Source organism: Bradyrhizobium sp. UFLA05-153, assembly GCF_054185185.1.
Genome location: NZ_JBBIAM010000027.1, coordinates 15,005 through 33,849, shown reverse-complemented (window position 1 = coordinate 33,849; position 18,845 = coordinate 15,005). Strand labels below are relative to the sequence as shown.

14 protein-coding genes are annotated in these 18,845 nt (G+C 64.3%); 6 read left to right on the top strand and 8 right to left on the bottom strand.

The features are described 5' to 3' along the window. Nucleotides 1-79: 79 nt before the first annotated feature. The 4 genes from Q2941_RS18135 to Q2941_RS18120 all read right to left on the bottom strand — a co-directional run bounded on the left by Q2941_RS18135 (nt 80) and on the right by Q2941_RS18120 (nt 4,113). Nucleotides 80-403, bottom strand: a complete 324-nt coding sequence (locus tag Q2941_RS18135) for a cupredoxin domain-containing protein (RefSeq protein ID WP_027528185.1) — start codon at nt 401-403, stop codon at nt 80-82. A gap of 24 nt (nt 404-427) precedes the next feature. Continuing rightward, nucleotides 428-1,366, bottom strand: coding sequence for a metallophosphoesterase family protein (locus tag Q2941_RS18130; RefSeq protein ID WP_027528184.1), 939 nt, complete (start codon nt 1,364-1,366; stop codon nt 428-430). Between the two features lie 236 nt (nt 1,367-1,602). Beyond that, a complete protein-coding gene (locus tag Q2941_RS18125) occupies nt 1,603-2,481 on the bottom strand; it encodes an alpha/beta fold hydrolase (protein WP_458193317.1) in 879 nt (292 codons plus the stop codon). A gap of 12 nt (nt 2,482-2,493) precedes the next feature. Next, on the bottom strand, nt 2,494-4,113 hold the full coding sequence (locus Q2941_RS18120) for a GMC family oxidoreductase (protein WP_458193316.1): 1,620 nt from the start codon (nt 4,111-4,113) through the stop codon (nt 2,494-2,496). Nucleotides 4,114-4,322: 209 nt separating this feature from the next. Between Q2941_RS18120 and Q2941_RS18115 the strand changes: the two genes are divergently transcribed. Next, nucleotides 4,323-5,495 carry a M20 aminoacylase family protein gene (locus Q2941_RS18115; RefSeq protein ID WP_254106949.1) on the top strand — a complete coding sequence of 391 codons (1,173 nt, stop codon included), beginning with the start codon at nt 4,323-4,325 and terminating at the stop codon, nt 5,493-5,495. A gap of 76 nt (nt 5,496-5,571) precedes the next feature. Here the strand turns inward: Q2941_RS18115 and Q2941_RS18110 are convergent, their stop codons facing one another. Together Q2941_RS18110 and Q2941_RS18105 are read right to left on the bottom strand one after the other, a co-directional pair. Next, nucleotides 5,572-7,194, bottom strand: coding sequence for an inorganic phosphate transporter (locus tag Q2941_RS18110; RefSeq protein ID WP_458193315.1), 1,623 nt, complete (start codon nt 7,192-7,194; stop codon nt 5,572-5,574). A 108-nt stretch (nt 7,195-7,302) separates the two neighbouring features. After that, complete coding sequence (locus tag Q2941_RS18105) at nt 7,303-8,700, bottom strand: UdgX family uracil-DNA binding protein (RefSeq protein WP_458193314.1); 1,398 nt, start codon at nt 8,698-8,700, stop codon at nt 7,303-7,305. Nucleotides 8,701-8,867: 167 nt separating this feature from the next. Between Q2941_RS18105 and Q2941_RS18100 the strand changes: the two genes are divergently transcribed. Genes Q2941_RS18100 through Q2941_RS18090 form a run of 3 tightly spaced genes read left to right on the top strand, consistent with a single transcriptional unit; the run spans nt 8,868 to nt 14,684 of the window. Then, entirely contained in the window at nt 8,868-9,659 is a 792-nt protein-coding gene (locus Q2941_RS18100; RefSeq protein WP_254106947.1) for an ImuA family protein, read from the top strand. Further along, nucleotides 9,550-11,202 (top strand): Y-family DNA polymerase, encoded by a 1,653-nt coding sequence (locus Q2941_RS18095; RefSeq protein WP_458193313.1) that lies wholly within the window; start codon nt 9,550-9,552, stop codon nt 11,200-11,202. The genes Q2941_RS18100 and Q2941_RS18095 overlap by 110 nt, the downstream gene beginning before the upstream one ends. Next, nucleotides 11,199-14,684, top strand: coding sequence for an error-prone DNA polymerase (locus Q2941_RS18090; RefSeq protein ID WP_458193312.1), 3,486 nt, complete (start codon nt 11,199-11,201; stop codon nt 14,682-14,684). Before Q2941_RS18095 ends, Q2941_RS18090 begins: the two co-directional genes overlap by 4 nt. A gap of 82 nt (nt 14,685-14,766) precedes the next feature. Here Q2941_RS18090 and Q2941_RS18085 read toward each other — a convergent pair whose 3' ends face one another. Then, the gene (locus Q2941_RS18085; protein WP_458193311.1) at nt 14,767-15,537 is read right to left on the bottom strand and encodes an SDR family NAD(P)-dependent oxidoreductase; all 771 of its coding nucleotides are present in this window, start codon (nt 15,535-15,537) and stop codon (nt 14,767-14,769) included. Nucleotides 15,538-15,702: 165 nt separating this feature from the next. Continuing rightward, a complete protein-coding gene (locus Q2941_RS18080) occupies nt 15,703-15,990 on the bottom strand; it encodes a hypothetical protein (RefSeq protein ID WP_027528174.1) in 288 nt (95 codons plus the stop codon). Between the two features lie 56 nt (nt 15,991-16,046). Here Q2941_RS18080 and Q2941_RS18075 point away from each other — a divergent pair, with 56 nt between their 5' ends. Together Q2941_RS18075 and Q2941_RS18070 are read left to right on the top strand one after the other, a co-directional pair. Continuing rightward, nucleotides 16,047-17,447: a CoA transferase gene (locus Q2941_RS18075; protein ID WP_254106943.1), complete on the top strand. Its 1,401-nt coding sequence runs from the start codon at nt 16,047-16,049 to the stop codon at nt 17,445-17,447. 155 nt (nt 17,448-17,602) lie between these two features. Beyond that, nucleotides 17,603-18,844: an efflux RND transporter periplasmic adaptor subunit gene (locus Q2941_RS18070; RefSeq protein WP_254106942.1), complete on the top strand. Its 1,242-nt coding sequence runs from the start codon at nt 17,603-17,605 to the stop codon at nt 18,842-18,844. The last annotated feature ends 1 nt before the right edge of the window (nt 18,845 follow it).

The window sequence follows — 18,845 nt, the reverse complement described above, 5'->3', positions numbered from 1 at the left end:
GGTGCCGGCTTTCGACGCGCGCGCCCGGCCAGCGTCAATCCACTGGCCGGGCAGGATGGTGATGCCTTGGTTTGAGCCGTTACTCAACCTTGATCAACCCCGTCATGTGGGGATGCAGCGAACAAAAATACTTGTAATCGCCGGCCGCCGTGAAGGTGAACGCGAATTTGTCGTCGGTGTCGAGCGTCTTCGACCTGAACTTGCCGGCCGAGACGATGGTGTGGGGGATATCGTCCCGGTTGATCCAGGTGATGGTGGTGCCGGTTTTCACCGTGAGCTCGGCCGGCTGGAAGGTGAAATTGTCGATATGCACCTCCATGTCGTCGGCGCGGGCGTTGGTGATGGGCAGCAGCACGGCCGCGGCCACGGCGACACCGAAGTCGCGGCGATTGAGAGTCTTCATGGTCAGCTTCCGTTCAGCCTTGAATCAACCTTGGAGCGGCGTGTCGATGATGGCGAGGCGCTGATCGCCTTGCTTGAAGTTGATGCTGGCGACCCCGAGCATGGAGCGCAGCTTTGCGTCCTCGACCTTCATCGGGCCGGGTGAGGGGGCCGCTCCGGGCGCGGGCTGCGGGAAGGCGGTGGAGCGTGCGGTGTGGAAGGTGACGTTGCCCTCGACCTTCTGCATCACCTGGTGGATGTGGCCGTTGAGCACGGTGACCGAGCCGAAGCCCTTGACGTATTCGAGCGCGCGCGCGCCGTCCTCGGTGCCCCAGCCCCATTGCGGATAGACGGTCCAGAGCGGGATGTGGGCGAACAGCACGACCGGCGTGGATTTCGATTTGCCGCGCAGATCGTCCTCGAGCCATGCGAGCTGCTCGGTGCCGAGATTGCCGAGCCCGCCGGCCTTGAGGTCGACGACGTTGACGAGGCCGACGAAATGCACGCCGCCGGCATCGAACGAATACCAGCCCTGGCCCTTGGTGCCGCGACCATAGCGATCGCGATAGAACTTCACCTCCTCGTCGAGGAAATCATGCTCGCCCGGCACGTAGTGCACGTCGAGCTTGGTCTGCGAGATGATGCGCTCGGCATTGTCGAACTCGGCGGCTTTCGACAGGTGGGTGATGTCGCCGGTGTGGATCATGAAGGACGGCTTTGCCGGCATCGCATTGATCTTGTTGACGGCCTCCTCCAGCGTGCCGAGCGCGTTGGGATTGGCCGGCTTGTCGAAGCCGACATGGCTGTCGCTGATCTGGAGGAAGGTCATGCCGGGCGCTTCTGCGGCCTGGACGGAATCGACGATGCCGAGCGAGCGCGGCACGCCGCCCGTGATGGTCCAGAGCACCCCGGTGCCGGCCCAGGTCATGCATTCGAGCACCTTGCGGCGGTTGACGCCGTCGTCCCCGTGGTCGTGTCCGCTCATCACGCCTCTCCTTGCGCCCGGAATTGGGCTTCGGAGGAGGTGATCGGGGGAGGGGCGGGTTTATTCCTGGATGGGATGACGATTTCGTGAAGTGTGGGGTCTCGTGTCCCGGACGCGCTGCAACGCGCAGCGTTGCTGCGCAGAGCCGGGACTCAGAGGCCGCACGGCAAGCGGTGAGATGGGCCCCGGCTCAGCAGCGCATCACTGCGTGCTGTGCTGCGTCCGGGGCACGAGACTTACTCTGCGAATTCCCGTACGGCGTCCACCACGGCCGCCGGCACTTCCTGCGCGACGCAATGCCCGGCCCCCTCAAAGACCATCGTGCTGACGCGCGGAATCAGCGACACCGCGCGTCGCGCCATCTCCCAGTAGATCGGCCCCGAATTCGCGGCAGTCGCAAGGCGCACCTCGCAATCGATCTCGGCGAGCGAGGTAAACGGATTACCGCGGGCATCGCCAACGTAAACCTGCGTCATCGCCTCGTAGATCGGATGCAGCATCGCCGACTCGATCTCCGGCGTGCAGCAGAGCCGGACCCGGCCATCGTCGAGCGGCACGAAACCATGGCGCACATAGGCCCGCAGCGAGGTCTCGGTCCAATCTGCGAATGTCGGCGATGTGCGGTAGCGCTCGAACACGGCGTCGGCGCTGTCGAACTCGGCCCGACGGCGTAGCGCGCCCTGCACGCGGGACCGGGAGTCTTCGTCCAATCCTCCGGAGCGCGCCGCGCGCGGATCCATGATGGTGGGCTCCATCACGAACAGCCGCGCGAAACGTCCAGGCAAGAGTTTTGCCGCCAGCAACAGGTCGGTCGCACCTGCGCTGTGGCCGATCCCGTAGACATTGCGCAGCCCAAGCGCCTCGATCACCCGGCAGACGTCGTCGGCATAGTCCAGGAAGTGAAAGGTGCCGGGCTTGTGGCTCGCGCCGTGGCCGCGGCGGTCGTGCGCGTAGACGGTGTAGGTCGATGCAAGCTCGCGTGCAACCTCGTCCCAGACATCGGAGACGAAGCCGGTGCCGTGCACGAGCAGGGCGGGCGGGTTACCGCTCTCGCCCCATTGCAGTATGGCGATCTCTGCGCCGGCGGGGCCGATTGAAAAGCGCTGACTGATCATGATGGCGGGATGCTATTTCGCATCTTCCAAAATCATCGTCGCACCCTTTTCGGCGATCATCGCAGTCGGCGTGTTGGTATTGCCTGACGTGATCGTCGGCATGATCGAGGCATCGACGATGCGCAGGCCGCCGAGGCCGTAGAAGCGCAGGCGTTCGTCGACGACGGCCATCGGATCGTTGGCCGTGCCCATCTTCGCCGTGCCGACGGGATGAAAGATGGTGGTGCCGATATCACCGGCGGCTTTGGCGAGCGAGGCATCGTCATCGCCGACGGAGGGGCCGGGCAGATATTCGCTCGGGTGATATTTTGCCAGCGCCTTCTGCTGCATCAGGCGGCGCGTGGTGCGGATGGCGTCGGCGGCGACCTGGCGGTCGTCTTCGGTCGAGAGGTAATTCGGCGCGATGATCGGCTTCTCGTCCGGCGTCGCTGCGCGCAGGCGTACGGAGCCGCGCGAGGTCGGCTGGAGATTGCAGGCGCTGACCGTGATCGCGGGGAAGCGGTGCAGGGGATCGCCGAACTTGTCGAGCGAGAGCGGCTGCACGTGGAACTGGATGTTGGCGCGCGAGCGCGTCGCATCGGAACGGGTGAAGATGCCGAGTTGCGACGGCGCCATGGTGAGGGGACCGCGGCGGCGGAAAGCATAGTCGAGCCCCATCAGGCCGCGGCGGAACAGATTGTAGTAGGTTTCGTTCAGCGTGCGCACGCCCTCGACCTTGTAGATCGCGCGCTGTTGCAGATGGTCCTGCAAATTGCGTCCCACCCCGGGCCGGTCCATCACGATGTCGATGCCGAGCGGCGACAGCCAGTCGGCAGGTCCGATGCCGGTGCGATGCAGGACCTGGATCGAGCCGATCGCGCCGGCCGAGAGTATCACCTCGCGCCTGGCGCGCGCCTCGATGGTCTCGCCATTCTGGATGAAGCGCACGCCGACGGCGCGGCCCTGGTCGATGATGAGACGATCGACGAGCACGTGCTTCTCGAGCCGCAAATTGGGCCGGTTCAGCGCGGGCTTGAGGAAGCCGCGCGCCGAGGACCAGCGGCGGCCGCGCTTCTGGTTGACGTGGAAATAGCTCGTGCCCTCATTGTCGCCGGTGTTGAAATCCGGGATGCGCTTGATGCCCATCTCCTCTGCGGCATCTCCGACCGCGTCGAGAATGGTCCAGGACAGCCGCGCCGCCTCGATGCGCCAGCCGCCGCCGACACCGTGATGCTCGCTCGGCCCAAGAAAGTGATCCTCCAGCCGCTTGAACAGCGGCTGCACGTCATCATAGCCCCAGCCGGTGAGCCCGAGCTGGCGCCAATGGTCGTAGTCGGCGGCTTGTCCCCGCATCGAGATCATGGCGTTGATCGCCGAGCAGCCGCCGATCACCTTGCCGCGGGGATAGGCGAGCGCGCGGCCGTTCAGCCCGGGCTCGGCCTCGGTCTTGAACATCCAGTCCGAGCGCGGGTTGCCGATAGCGAAGAGATAGCCGACGGGGATGTGGAACCAGATCCAGTTGTCGTCGCCGCCGGCCTCGAGAATGAGGACGCGGTTCTTCGGATCAGCCGAGAGCCGGTTGGCGACGATGCAGCCCGCCGTGCCGGCCCCGACGACAATGTAGTCAAACTCACCTTCGAGCCGCCTTGGCATTCTGCTTCCACCCAGATGGTCGACATGCCCAGGCTCGGTCTTTGGCTTGTCCCGGGCATTCACGCGCTTGCCGTCCTAATAGTCGGTCGTGGATGTCCGGGACAAGCCCAAGCATGACGGCGGGCAAGGCCATGTCCGAAGCAGTTAGGTGGACCGCCGCTTGCATGGTAGACAGTCCTGTATTCCCAACTGAAAGCTTGAGATCCTCCATGCCCATCGTGAACCGCGTCGCCGACCTTCAACCTGACATCCAGGCCTGGCGGCGGGACATCCATCAGCACCCGGAGCTGCTGTACGACGTTCACCGCACCGCAGCATTCGTTGCGGACCGCCTGCGCGAGTTCGGCTGTGATGAGGTTGTCACCGGCATGGGTCAGACCGGCGTGGTCGGGCTGATCAAGGGCAAGAAGCCGGCGGGCGAGGGCATCAAGACCATTGGCCTCCGCGCCGACATGGATGCGCTGCCGATCGAGGAACAGACCAACCTGCCTTACGCCTCGAAGAATCCGGGCAAGATGCATGCTTGCGGCCATGACGGCCACACCGCGATGCTGCTCGGCGCGGCGCGCTATCTCGCCGAGACCCGCAATTTCGCCGGCGATGCGGTCGTGATCTTTCAGCCAGCCGAGGAGGGCGGCGCGGGTGGCGCGGCCATGGTCAAGGACGGGCTGATGGAGCGTTTTGCCATCGACCAGGTCTACGGCATGCATAACGGCCCCGGCATTCCCATCGGCTCGTTCGCGATCCGGCAGGGGCCGATCATGGCGGCGACTGACGAGGTTGACATCAAGATCGAGGGTCTCGGCGGCCACGCCGCGCGCCCGCACAAATGCGTCGATTCCGTTCTGGTCGGCGCGCAGGTCATCACGGCGCTGCAGTCGATCGTCGCGCGCAGCATCGATCCCCTGGATTCGGCCGTGATCTCGATATGCGAATTCCACGCCGGCAATGCCCGCAACGTCATTCCGCAGACGGCTGAGCTCAAGGGCACGATCCGCACGCTGACGCCCGAGGTGCGCGCTCTCGTCGAGAAGCGCGTGCGCGAAGTGGTGGCGGGCGTGGCACAGATCACCGGCGCGAAAATCGATCTGCACTACAAGAGGAATTATCCCGTGGTGAACAACCATGCCGCGCAGACCGAGATCGCGCGGACGGTTGCCAAACAGGTCGCGGGCGATGCCAACGTGCACGAGATGCCGCCGCTGATGGGCGGCGAGGATTTTGCCTACATGCTGGAAGCGCGCCCCGGCGCCTTCATCTTCTGCGGCAACGGCGACAGCGCGGGTCTCCATCACCCCGCATATAATTTCAACGACGAGGCGATCGTCTACGGCACGTCCTACTGGATCAAGTTGGTGGAAAGCTCGCTGGCGGCCTCGTAAGCACACACAAGCCAGGGTGAAATGGAAAAAGGGCCCGCGCGATGCGCGGGCCCTTTGTCGTTGAGTGGCGTAGCGCTCAGAACACCCGCGAGAACACGTAGTAGAGCACGCCGGAGATGATCATCGCGGCCGGCAGGGTGAGCACCCAGGCCATCGCGATGTTGCGGATCGTCGCCCATTGCAGGCCCGAGCCGTTGGCCGCCATCGTGCCGGCGATGCCGGACGACAGCACGTGCGTGGTCGAGACCGGCAGGCCGTAGACGTCGGCGGCGGCAATGGTGGCGGCTGCGGTGATCTCGGCGCAGGCGCCTTGCGCGTAGGTCAGGTGCGTCTTGCCGATCTTTTCGCCGACCGTGACGACGATGCGCTTCCAGCCGACCATGGTGCCGAGCCCAAGTGCGATGGCGACCACGATCTTCACCCAGCCGGGGATGAACTTCGTGGCGCTGTCGAGCGAGCCCTTGTAGGCGGTGAGCACGGCGACGTCGTTGGCGCTGAGCTCGGCCTCCTTGTCCTTCATCAGGAAGCGGATTGCTTCCGAGACGAGGTACATGTCATTGCGGGTGTTGCCGACGACTTCGGCCGGCACCTTCGCCAGCGATCCGTAGGTGGTGACCTGCTTTGCGATGTCACGCACGAGCACGGCGAGCGACGGGAACGTGCCGCCGTTGACCTCGTGTTGAGCGACGTAGTTGGTCACTGCGGGCCGCGGATTGCCGATGACGTTGTAGCCGGCGGCCTTGGCCTCGATCACCTTGCTCGCGGCCTCCGAGTTCGCGACGAACGCCTCGATCTGGCTCGCCGGCAGTGCGCGATTGAGCGCATAGGCCGTCGGCACGGTGCCGATCAGGATCAGCATGATCAGGCCCATGCCCTTCTGGCCGTCATTGGAGCCGTGGAAGAAGCTCACCAGCGTGCAGGTGAGGATCAGGATGCCGCGGATCCACCACGGCGGCGGCTGGTCGCCCTTCGGCTCGCCGAACAAAGCGGGCGTGGCGCGCAGCAGCACGGTACGCAGGATCAGGAGCAGGCCGGCGGCGAGCGCGAACCCGAACAGCGGCGACAGCAGCAAAGCCTTGCCGATATTGGTGGCCTGGGTCCAGTCGACGCCCGAGGTGCCGCTGCGGCCGTGCAGGACCGCATTCATGATGCCGACGCCCATGATCGAGCCGATCAGCGTATGCGAGCTCGACGCCGGCAGGCCGAAATACCAGGTGCCGACGTTCCAGATGATCGCCGCGATCAACAGCGCGAACACCATGGCAAAGCCCGCGCTGGAGCCGACCTGGAGGATCAACTCCACCGGCAGCAGCGAGACGATGCCGAACGCGACCGCGCCACTCGAGAGCAGCACGCCGAACAGGTTGAACATGCCGGACCAGACCACGGCGATGTGGGCCGGCAGCGAGCGGGTGTAGATGACGGTTGCGACCGCATTGGCGGTGTCGTGGAAGCCGTTCACGAACTCGAAGCCGAGCGCGATCAGCAGCGCGACGAAGAGCATGAGGAAGGGCGCAATGCTCTTGACCTGCGTGCCGGTCGCATCGACGTCGACCCAGATGCTGTAGGCGACGAAGAGCAGCGCCGCGGCGATGACCCCCATGTAGATAATGCCGGTCAGCGGATGAAAACCGCGGTCGAGGTCGGGGCCCCTCCGCAAGGCCGGCTCGATGGAGCCGGGTAAAGCAAGGTCACTCATTGAAAACTCTCCTGTCCCTGTGCCCCGACTTTGCGCGCGGCATGTGACAGGCAGTTGAAATGATGACGTTTCTCCACGGGTATCCGCTGCGGCGCAGCGTGAGTTACATCACGCTGCCCGTGCTGATTTTTCCCGGAATCCGGCTGCGATCTTCAGGTCGTCGACAAAACGCTGATATTCCAGCTCCTTGGCCTTGGGGTCCGGCAGCCGCAGCAGATAGGACGGGTGCACCGTCACCAGCGCCTTGCGGCCGTCGGCAAGATCGATCAGCCGGCCTCGGTTCTTGCCGATCGGCGTGATCTTGCCGAACACGCTTTGCGCGGCGGTCGCGCCCATCGCGACGACGAGGCTGGGCTGGAGGGCCGACAGTTCCCGTTCATACCATTGCCGGCAGGCGCGGATCTCCGGCGTGTTCGGCTTCTGGTGCAGGCGGATTTTTCCGCGCGGTACAAACTTGAAATGCTTCACCGCGTTGGTGACATAGACCTTCCTGCGATCGACGCCGGCCTCTTCCAGCGCGCGATCGAGCATCATTCCAGCGGGCCCGACAAAGGGGTGGCCAGCGAGGTCTTCCTTGTCGCCGGGCTGTTCGCCGACCAGCATGATGGTGGCGCTCTTCGGGCCTTCACCGAACACGGTCTGCGTCGCATCCTTGTAGAGAGGGCAGGCGCGACAATGCGCGGCTTCCTCGCGCAGCGTTTCGAGATCATCGGCGGCGGGCTTGCGTGGCATGGCTGCCTCCGGACGCGGCGTGCTCCGTCCGCCGGTCCAGCGTTCGGCATCGGCGAGCAGAGGTTCAAGTATCGAGGCTTCCGGGAGGTTCCTCGCGCGCTTTTTTGGCGCTTCCGGTGCGATCGGCCGGTCGGTGCGGAAGTGGCGGCGCCAGGTTTCCTCCAGGCGGCTTGGTGCGGGCATCTCCGTCTGGCTGATTCCCGGGGTGAACGAGATCACGTGGCCGTCCCAATGGGCGCAAATGTCGGGCGTGAGGATCGACCAGGGCATGTCCGCATAGCGGCGCGCGAAGAAGGGCGCCGCGAATTCGACGATGTGATGCTCCGGCACGAACCAGGCGGCGTAATGCGCCTTCTGCTCGCGTCCGATCTCGCGAAAACGGATGACATCGCGCATCCGCTGCACGTCGCGATGCACGCTGTTTGCCATCGCGGTGGCCAGCGCCACATCAGGGTCAGTCATCCGTCCCAAGAGGTCATGATCGGCCTTCAACCGCCACAGCAGGCGATAGAGCAGCGCAAAGCGTTCGCTGTCGCGATTGAGGATCGCGACGCGCGCAAGCTCGATGAAATTGGCCGGCACGTTGAAGGTGCTTTCGATCTCGATCGGCGGCAGGCTCGGCGCTTCGGACAGGCCGGGCGGCATTTGATCTTTGATCTGGCCTTGCACGCCCCACGTCACGTCCACGGGGGCGATGTGATGCAGTGCCAGCGCGCGCGCGGCTTTGCGCCAGCCGTCGAAATCCGTCTCATGATCGAGGGTGATGAGGTACATGGCACTTGAATCCTCTTGATTTCGCTCATGAATCCGAGAGCCCGCCAATTCGATTGACTCCAGCGGCGCTGTTAGCTTTATATTAGAACATATCATGAACAAATGAGCCAGCCGATCGTTTGTCTTTCTGACGATCCTGGCGACCATCACGAGAAGGAGCGGCGAGCATGAGCGCACGCACAAGCGCGCTTGCGGCTTTGCGCGGCCAGATCGAGCGCATCGAGACGTCGGATGCCGCGCATCATCGCGATCGCGTGGCGCTCGGCCACCCCCAGGCAGATCTGGCCTTGCAGGGTGGGCTGGCACGTGCGGCGATCCACGAAGTGTTTTGCGAGGGACGCCAGGGCACGGCCGCGACGGGTTTTGTCACCGGACTTGCGGGGCGCGTGATGGCGCATCGCCCGCTGCTGTGGGTGCGGCAGGATTTTTCGGAAATCGAGGCAGGCGCACTGTCGATGAGCGGGCTTGCCGAACTCGGCCTCGATCCGCGCCGCGTGGTGATGGTGCGCGCTGCCGATATCGAGAGCGCGCTGCGGACGTCAGCCGATGCGCTTGCCTGCGATGCGCTGGGCGCCGTCGTGCTCGAGCTCTGGGGCGAGACGAAACAGTTCGATCTCGTGGCGAGCCGCAAGCTGACGCTTGCAGCCCAGGCTTCCGGCGTGACCGGGCTGCTGCTGCGGATGGCAGCAAACCCTCTGCCGTCGACCGCGGAAACCAGATGGATGTTGCGGGCGGCGCATTCACCGCCGGGACCTCAGTGGAGCGCCTGGGGCGCGCCTTGCTTCGATGCCGAGCTCGTTCGCAATCGTCATGGCCCGGTCGGCCGGTGGATCATGGAATGGAAAAGTGATGAGTGCCTGTTCAGTGAATCGTCGGCGTATCCTCAGCCTGTGGCTGCCGCGCCTGCCCATCGATCGCATCAAGCGGGTGCTTTCGCTCATCAGCGAAAGGCCGGATAAAGCGTTTTCAAGCGAAGTGGACACCGGTTCGCGTGAAGAAAACGCGTTAAAACGAAAAGATGGGCCGAGCATCGTCGTTGCGAAGGAAAACAACGCGCTTTCGATCTACGCGCTCGATGAAGCGGCTGGACACTTCGGCCTGCATATCGGCCAGCCGCTGGCGAACGCCCGCGCCATCTGTCCGGAATTAAAGGTGTTCGACGCCGATGTCGCGGCGGATGCCAGGACGCTCGAGGATATCGCCGACTGGTGCGACCGCTTCACGCCGCTGGTGGCGCTCGATCCCCCGCATGGCCTCTTCCTCGACATCACCGGCTGCGCGCATCTGTTCGGCGGCGAGGCCAACCTGTTGCAGGCGCTCGTCCGTACACTGGTGCGACAGGGTTTTGCGGTCAGCGCGGCGATCGCTTCGACCTCGATCTGTGCGCGCACGCTGACGCGGCAGGCACCTAGCACCATCGTCGCCGATGGCGCGGAGGCGGAAGCGATCAGTGCCTTGCCGGTCTCCGCGCTCGGCGCGGATGACGCCATCACCACGGGTCTACGCCGCGCCGGCCTGAAGACCATCGGCGATGTCGCTTCGCGCAGCCCCCATGAGATCACGGCGCGCTTCGGTGCGCGCTTCTCGACGCTGCTCGCGCATGCGCTGGGGCAGGGCGATGCGCCGATCAGCCCGCGAAAGCCGCTGCCTGACTACATCGTGGAAAAATGCTTCGCCGAGCCGATCGCGACCGACACCATGATCGCGATGACGCTGTCGCGGCTCGCGGATACGCTGATCGCCTCAATGGAGAAGCAAGGCAAGGGCGCGCGGCGGCTGGAGGCGTCCTTCTTCCGCACCGACGGCATGGTGCGCGCGATCATGGTCGAGACAGGGCGGCCGGTGACGCGAAGCGCAGTCGTCGACCGTCTCTTTCGCGAACGGCTAGATGCGCTCGCCGATCCCCTCAATCCCGGTTTCGGCTTCGACATGGTCCGTCTCTCGGCGAGCCGCACCGAGATTGTGGTGCAGGAGCAGCGCGATCTCGATGCGCACGTCCATGACAATGACGAACTCGCCGCGCTGATCGACCGCATCGCCGCGAGGATCGGCGGAAAGCGCGTCGTCGTACACTTGCCGCAGGATACGCATATTCCCGAGTGCGCGGTGCTCGCCGCGCCTGCGCAGCATCATCTCGCCGCTGCCGCGCAGACTGAATGGCCATCGCGCGTTGAGAGCGAGCCGCCGCTACGCCCGTTGCGGCTGTTCGATAAGCCGGAACCGATCAAGGTGCCGTTCGCGACCGTGCCGGACGGAGCGCCACATCAATTCACCTGGCGGCGCGCGCTGCATGCGGTGGTGCGGGTGGAAGGGCCCGAGCGCATCGCGATGGAATGGTGGCGGCAGGACGGCAAGCAGCTCACGCGGGACTACTTTCGTGTCGAGGATGCCGAAGGCCTGCGGTTCTGGATCTTTCGCGATGGTCTCTACGACAGCGAGCTCGTGGACGAGGAGGGCAGGTCCGTTCCCGCCAACTGGTATGTGCACGGTCTCTTCGCATGAATACGCCAGCCTATGCCGAGATCGGCATCACCACCAACTTCTCCTTCCTGCACGGCGGGTCGGATCCGCGCGCCTATGTGCATCAGGCTAGCATTTTGGGCATTCCCGCGATCGGGATTGCCGATCACAATACGCTCGCCGGCGTCGTCCGCGCCTACAAAGAGCTCGACAATACGGAAGTGCTGCACAAGCCAAAACTCCTGATCGGCGCGCGCATCGTCTTCATCGATGATACGCCCGACATCCTGGTCTATCCGCGCGATCGCGCGGCCTATGGTCGGCTCTGCCAGCTTCTCACCAGGGGCAAGCGTGGCGATGACATCACGCGGATCGAGAAAGGCGAGTGCCATCTCACCTTCGCCGATCTCCTGGAGTTTGCCGAAGGCCAGCTTTTGGTCCTGACGCTGCCGCATCGCTTTGACGCGGGGCAAGCGTTAAATGTTCTGGGAAAGCTGAAGACAAGCCGCGCCGAGGGCGTGTGGCTGGCGGCGAGCCTGCTCCATCGCGGCGACGACCGGCGTCGCCTCGCGCGGCTCGATGCTCTCGCAGTGAAGGCAAAAGTGCCGCTGCTCGCGACCAACGAGGTGCTCTATCACCATCCCGCGCGCCGCCCCTTGCAGGACGTGCTGACCTGCATCCGGGAAAAGACCACGATCGAGGCGATCGGGAGGAAGCTTGAGGCCAATGCCGAACGGTTTTTGAAAACACCCCGAGAAATGGCGCGGCTGTTCCGCGATTTCCCTGCGGCGATCGCAGAAACCATGCGCTTTGCAGGCGCCATCGACTTCTCGCTCGACCAGCTCAAATACCAATATCCGGACGAGCCGGTGCCGCCGGGCAAGACCGCGCAAGGGCATCTGGAGGACCTGACCTGGGCCGGCGTGCAGACTTATTTCGGCGGCAAGATCGACGACAAGCTCCGCGCCACTCTGCACAAGGAGCTCGCGCTGATCGCCGAGCTGAAATACGCGCATTATTTTCTCACCGTGCATGACATTGTCCACTATGCGCGCAGCCAGAACATTTTGTGCCAGGGCCGCGGCTCGGCGGCGAATTCGGCCGTGTGTTACGTGCTCGGCATCACCTCGGTCGATCCGACCAAGGTCGATCTGTTGTTCGAGCGCTTCATCTCCAAGGAACGGCTGGAGCCGCCTGATATCGACGTCGATTTCGAACATTCGCGGCGCGAGGAGGTGATGCAATATGTCTATCGCCGCTACGGCCGCCATCGCGCCGCGATCATCGCGACCGTCATCCACTACCGTCCACGCAGCGCCATCCGCGATGTCGGCAAGGCGCTGGGCCTGACGGAGGACGTCACGGCGGCGCTCGCCGACACGGTATGGGGGAGCTGGGGCAAGGGCCTCAACGACATGCAGGTCAAGCAGGCCGGGCTTGATCCCAACAATCCCATGATCAGCCTCGCGGTCGAGCTTGCGACCGAGTTGATCGAATTCCCGCGCCATCTCTCGCAGCATGTCGGCGGCTATGTGCTCACGCAAGACCGGCTCGACACCTATGTGCCGATCGGCAATGCCGCGATGGACGACCGCACCTTCATCGAATGGGACAAGGACGACGTCGACGCGCTCAACATGATGAAGGTCGACGTGCTGGCGCTGGGCATGCTGACCTGCATCCGCAAGAGTTTTGACTTGATCGACCAGCACAAAGGTCAGCGGTGGGTTTTGGCGAGCGTCCCGCAGGACGATCCCAAGGTTTACGACATGCTGTGCCTCGGAGAATCGCTCGGCGTATTCCAGGTCGAGAGTCGCGCGCAGATGAATATGCTGCCGCGCCTGAAGCCGCGGACCTTCTACGATCTCGTCATCGAGGTCGCGATCGTGCGTCCGGGGCCGATCCAGGGCGACATGGTGCATCCTTACCTGCGGCGGCGGAACGGCCAGGAAAAAGTGAGCTATCCATCTCCGTCACCGGAGCATGGCGACAAGGATGAGCTCTACAAGGTGCTGCACAAGACGATGGGCGTGCCCCTGTTCCAGGAGCAGGCGATGCGGATCGCGATCGAGGCGGCAAAATTCACCTCCGAGGAAGCCAACGGCCTGCGCCGCTCGATGGCAACCTTCCGCAATGTCGGCACCATCGGCAAGTACGAGGACAAGCTGATCGGCAACATGGTCGCGCGCGGCTATGACCCCGACTTCGCCCGGAGCTGTTTCGACCAGATCAAGGGCTTTGGCTCCTACGGCTTTCCGGAGAGCCATGCCGCGAGCTTCGCCCAGCTCGTCTACATCTCGTCCTGGCTGAAGCATTATCATCCGGACGCGTTCTGCTGCGCGCTATTGAACTCGCAGCCGATGGGCTTTTATGCCCCGGCACAGATCGTCGGCGACGCCCGCAAGAACGGCGTCGAGGTGCGCGAGATCGACGTGTCCTTTAGCTTTGCGCAGAACACGCTGGAGAACACCGACGGCAAATATTGCGCCGTGCGCTTGGGCTTCCGCCAGATCGACGGCTTCCATTGGCTTGATGAGGATGAGGAGAGGCTGAAACATTCTCAGCTGTCATTCCACATTGCGCAAGTTCGCAATGGGGGCGCGCCCACAACACCGTCATTCCGGGATGGTGCGTTAGCACCAGACCCGGAATCTCGAGATTCCGGGTTCACGCTCCGCGTGCCCCGGAATGACAACGTGGAGAGAGTTCAAGACTGGGCCGACCGCATCGTCGCCGCGCGCAACCGCCGGCCCTTCACCTCGCTCGAAGACTTCGCCCGCGACACCGGTCTGCCCAAGCGCGCGCTGATCCTGCTGGCGGATGCCGACGCCTTCCGCTCGCTCGGGCTCGACCGCCGCGAGGCGCTGTGGCAGGTGCGGCGCCTGCCCGATGACGTGCCGCTGCCGCTGTTCGAGGCGGCCACCGCGCGCGAGCAGCCGGACGAGCACGCAAAACCGCTGCCGGTGATGCCGCGTCCGGAGCAGGTCGTCGCCGACTACCAGACCATCCGCCTGTCGCTGAAGGGCCACCCGATGGAGTTCCTGCGCGAGATGTTCACGCGCGAGCGCGTCATCGCCTGCAAGGATGTCTGTCATGAGAACGAGCGGCGCCGAGTCCGCTGCGCCGGCGTGGTGCTGGTCCGGCAGCGGCCGGGCAGCGCCAGCGGCGTCGTGTTCATGACACTGGAGGACGAAACCGGCATCGCCAATGTCGTGGTATGGCCCAAGATCATGGAGCAATACCGCAAGGAGGTGATGGGTGCGCGCCTCATCCTGGTCGAGGGCTATATCCAGAGCAGCCCCGAAAAGGTGACGCATCTCATCGCCCAGCGGATGGTCGACCGCTCGCACGATCTGGTCGGGCTCGCCAATGATGCGTTAAGCCGCAAGCACCCGGTGCCAGCGGGCGCCGCCCTGATCGAGCCCCTCAACGACGACCGCCGCGACCACCTTGATGCGCCTGCGCAGAAAATCCGCCACCCCCGCGATGTCCGCATCCTGCCGCCGTCGCGGGATTTTCATTGAGGTTCATCCGCTCTCTCCCCAACGTCGTCCTGGCTTTCGCCAGGATGACATCGAATGCGTGTGAGCGCTCTCGCGCCAGCCCCTAGAAATTCACCCGATTCGAGATTCCGCCATCGACGACGAGATTGGAGCCGGTTGTGAACGACGACACCGGGCTTGCCAAAAACACCGCGGCGTTCGCGATTTCCTGCGGCGTGGCCATGCGCCCGGTCGGATTGCGGGCGAGGGCGTCCTCGTAGCGCTTGGGCATATTCTGCTCGACCATGTTCCAGACGCCGCCCTTGAAATAGACGGTGCCGGGCGACACCACGTTGACGCGGATCTTCTTCTTCGCGTGTTGCCGCGCCAGCCCCTTGGCCATGTGGATCAGCGCCGCCTTGATCGGGCCGTAGGAGCCGGCCGCATCGGCTTGCGCTGCTGAAATCGACGAGATGATGACAAAGGCTGCATCGCCAGCCTTCTCGCCGCTCGCCTCGAGGAACGGCCGCGCCGCTTCGAATGCATGCACCGCGCCGACCACATCGAGCCGGAAATTCTGCTCCCATGAGGCGACGTCGTTGCCTTGCGCCATGGCCCCGGCGTTTGAGAACATCATGTCGATGCCGCCGAGCTCCCCGGCGACGCCGTCGATCCAGGATTTCAGGGCCGCGCCATCGGTCACATCGACTGCGCTACCTGTCGCGCGCACGCCGGTCGCTTTCAATTCGGTCACGGTGGCTGCGACCTGCTCGGCGTTGCGGGCGCACACCGCGACGTTGGCGCCTTCACCGGCCAGCGTCGCGGCAATCGCCCGCCCGATGCCGCGCGTGCCACCCAGCACGACGGCGCTTTTCCCTTTGAGACCGAGATCCATTGTTGGCTCCTTTTTGTTGGTCGCGTGGACTGTAGCTGCTTCATCTCGCGAGTTGTAGAGTGGGCAAAGGCGCGCTTGCGCCGTGCCCACCATCTTCAATCCGCACGAAAGCGGTGGGCACGCTTCGCTTTGCCCACCCAACGATTTCCGAATGGGTTTTGACCGTCACTCCGGCGCCGCGCCCACGGGCGGGCCGCCGGGCGGGCGGTGCAGAAAGGTGAGTGACGCGAAGGCGCCGACCCAGGAGCCGATCGCGGCGAAGACGACGTAGGTGGCGTTCTCGGTGTAGCTGATCACGGCGTAGGAGGAGAGCAGGTACCAGATCGCGCTCCAGGTCGCCGCAGGCACGCGCTTGCGCGCGACCACGGCGGAGGTGAACATGACGTAGACCGCGTCGGTGGCGGCGGTGGCGAGCAACACGGCACCCGCGGTGAGGGGATCGATGGCAGCCATTGCAGTCCTTTCCGTGCTAATGCGATGTTGCCGAAATTATCGGGAGAGCAATGGCCATGCAAAGCCCCGCCGACATCCTGAAGGACATCTGGACCTCCGCCGGCGGCGAGGCCGCTGTGGTCGAGCGCGTGCGGCTGAGCGGCGAGGAGCCGCAAATCCCGTCCTCATTCCGGGTCGCCGCTGCGGCGCAGGCCAGCATTGCTGCGGCGGGACTCGCTGCCGCCGAGATATGGAAGTTGCGCGCGGGCGAAGCGCAGGATGTCATTGTGGACATGCGCCATGCCGTCGTCGAATGCCGCTCCGAACGTTACTTGCGTGTCGACGACAAGCCGCCGCCACCGGCATGGGACGCGATCGCAGGAATCTACAAGGCCGGTGACGGCCGCTTTGTCCGCTGCCACACCAATTTCCCGCACCATCGCGACGCCGTCTGCAAGGTGCTCGGTTGCGAGGCTGAGCGCGAAAAGGTGCAGGCCGCGCTGATGCAATGGAAAGGTGAGGACTTCGAAACCGCGGTTTATGCGGCGGGCGGCGTCGTTGCCTTGATGCGCTCTTATGACGAATGGATGGCGCTGCCGCAGGCGCGCGCGCTGGCCGAGCTGCCGCTCGTCTCGATCGAGAAGATCGGCGAGGCATCGCCGAAGCCTTGGCCCAAAGGCGATCGTCCGCTCGCTGGACTGCGCGTGCTCGATCTGTCCCGAGTCATCGCGGGCCCCGTTGCGGGCCGTACGCTTGCCGTCCATGGCGCGGATGTGCTGCTGGTGTCTGGCCCCGAGCTTCCCGCCATTCCCTGGCTCACCATCGACACCGGGCGCGGCAAGCTCACGACCTTCATCGAGCTCAAGAGCGATGCGGGGCGCAAGCAGCTGCGCGCGCTGCTCGCGGAGGCCGACATCTTTTCGCAGGGCTATCGTCCACGATCACTCGCCACCCTCGGCTTCGCGCCGGAAGATGCGGCAAAGATCAATCCCGGCATCGTCTATGTCACGCTGTCGGCCTACGGCCATGCCGGTCCCTGGGCGGAGCGGCGCGGCTTCGACTCGCTGGTGCAGACCGCAACCGGCTTCAACCACGCAGAGGGGCAGGCCGCGGAGGTCGAAGGACCGAAGGAATTGCCCGCGCAGATGCTCGACCACGCCACCGGCTATCTGATGGCCTTCGGCGCGATGATGGCGAAGGCACGTCAGGCCCGCGAGGGCGGTAGCTGGCACGTGCGCGTGTCGCTGGCGCAAACCGGGCGCTGGTTGTGGAATCTCGGCCGACTCGCGGACGGCCTGAAGACCCCGGATCTTACGGGGCCGGCCATACATCCTGCGTTCATCAAGACCATGCCATCCGGTTTCGGAACGTTGAAAGCGGTCAGCCATTCGGCGATGCTGTCGAAAACCCCGGCCGATTGGCTGCGCCCGGCAATGCCGCTCGGCAGCCACCCGCCGGAATGGCCGAGCCTTAGCTGACACGAAGCTGACATAGAACTGACGTGGCAAAATTTTAACGCAAACCGAAAGGCGACCCGCGTTTTTTAGGTTGTCTGAAATCGCAAATCGGCACTATTAGCGCGACCGATGAGGCAGGTATCTTGCTGAAATCATCGCGAGAATGACCGGGGCCCATGTTAGTCAAAAATACCAAGCAATTGCAGGTATTTACAAAGCAACGGCTGATCGCGTCCGTAGTTTTACTGATGCTCGCCGCTGGCGGCGCCGCTTACCTCTACGCGGGGGGCAAGGAAAAGAACCACTCGGAAGTCTCCAGCCAGTCGCGCAAGAACGCGCAGAACTTCACGCCGACGCCGTCCGAATGGGCAACGCTGTCGATCGAGCCGGTGAAGCAGAAGGCCTTCCGCGCCGAATATGTCACCGAGGGCAAGGTCGCGGTCGACGAGGACCGTTCGACGCCGGTGTTCTCGCCCTATGCCGGGCGGGTCACCAAGCTGCTCGTGAAGCCCGGCGAGAGCGTCAAGCAGGGCCAGCCGCTATTCCTGATCGAGGCCGCCGACACCGTGCAGGCCCAGAACGATTTCATCACGGCGATCACCTCGCAGAACAAGGCAAAATCGGCGCTCGAGCTCGCCGACATCCAGTTCAAGCGCGCCAAGGATCTCTATGAAGGCCACGCCGTTCCGCTGAAGGATTATCAGCAGGCGGAAGCGACGCAGGTGCAGGCGCAGAACGACATGCGCTCGTCGGTGACGGCGCTGGAAGCCGCGCGCAACAAGCTGCGCATCCTCGGCTTCACCGACGAATCGATCAAGGCGTTTCAGGACAAGGGCAGCATCAATCCGGAGATCACGATCTACGCACCGATCTCGGGCACGGTCGTGCAGCGCAAGATCGGCCCCGGGCAGTATGTCAGCGCCGGCGCCAGCGATCCGGTGTTCGTGATCGGCGATCTCTCGACCGTGTGGCTCACGGCGTTCGTGCGCGAGAGCGATGCGGCCGCCGTCTGTGTCGGGCAGGACATTACCGTGAATGTGATGGCACTGCCGGGCCGTCCCTTCACCGCCAAGATCAATTACGTCGCCGCCGCGATCGATCCCAACACCCGCCGTCTTCTGGTCCGCGCCACCATCGACAACAAGGAAAATCTGCTGAAGCCGGAGATGTTCGCCAACGTGACGATCTATTCGGCCGGCGATCGCGCGGCGCCTGCGGTGCCGAAGCAGGCCCTGATTTATGAGGGCGACCAGGTCCGCATCTGGGTCGCGCGCGAGGACAAGTCGGTCGAGCTGCGCCAGATCAAGATCGGACTCGTCAACGGCGATCTCGTCGAAGTCACAAGCAATCTGAAACCGGGCGAACAGATTGTAACCAAGGGCAGCCTGTTCATCGATCGCGCGGCCTCGGGCAGCTAGC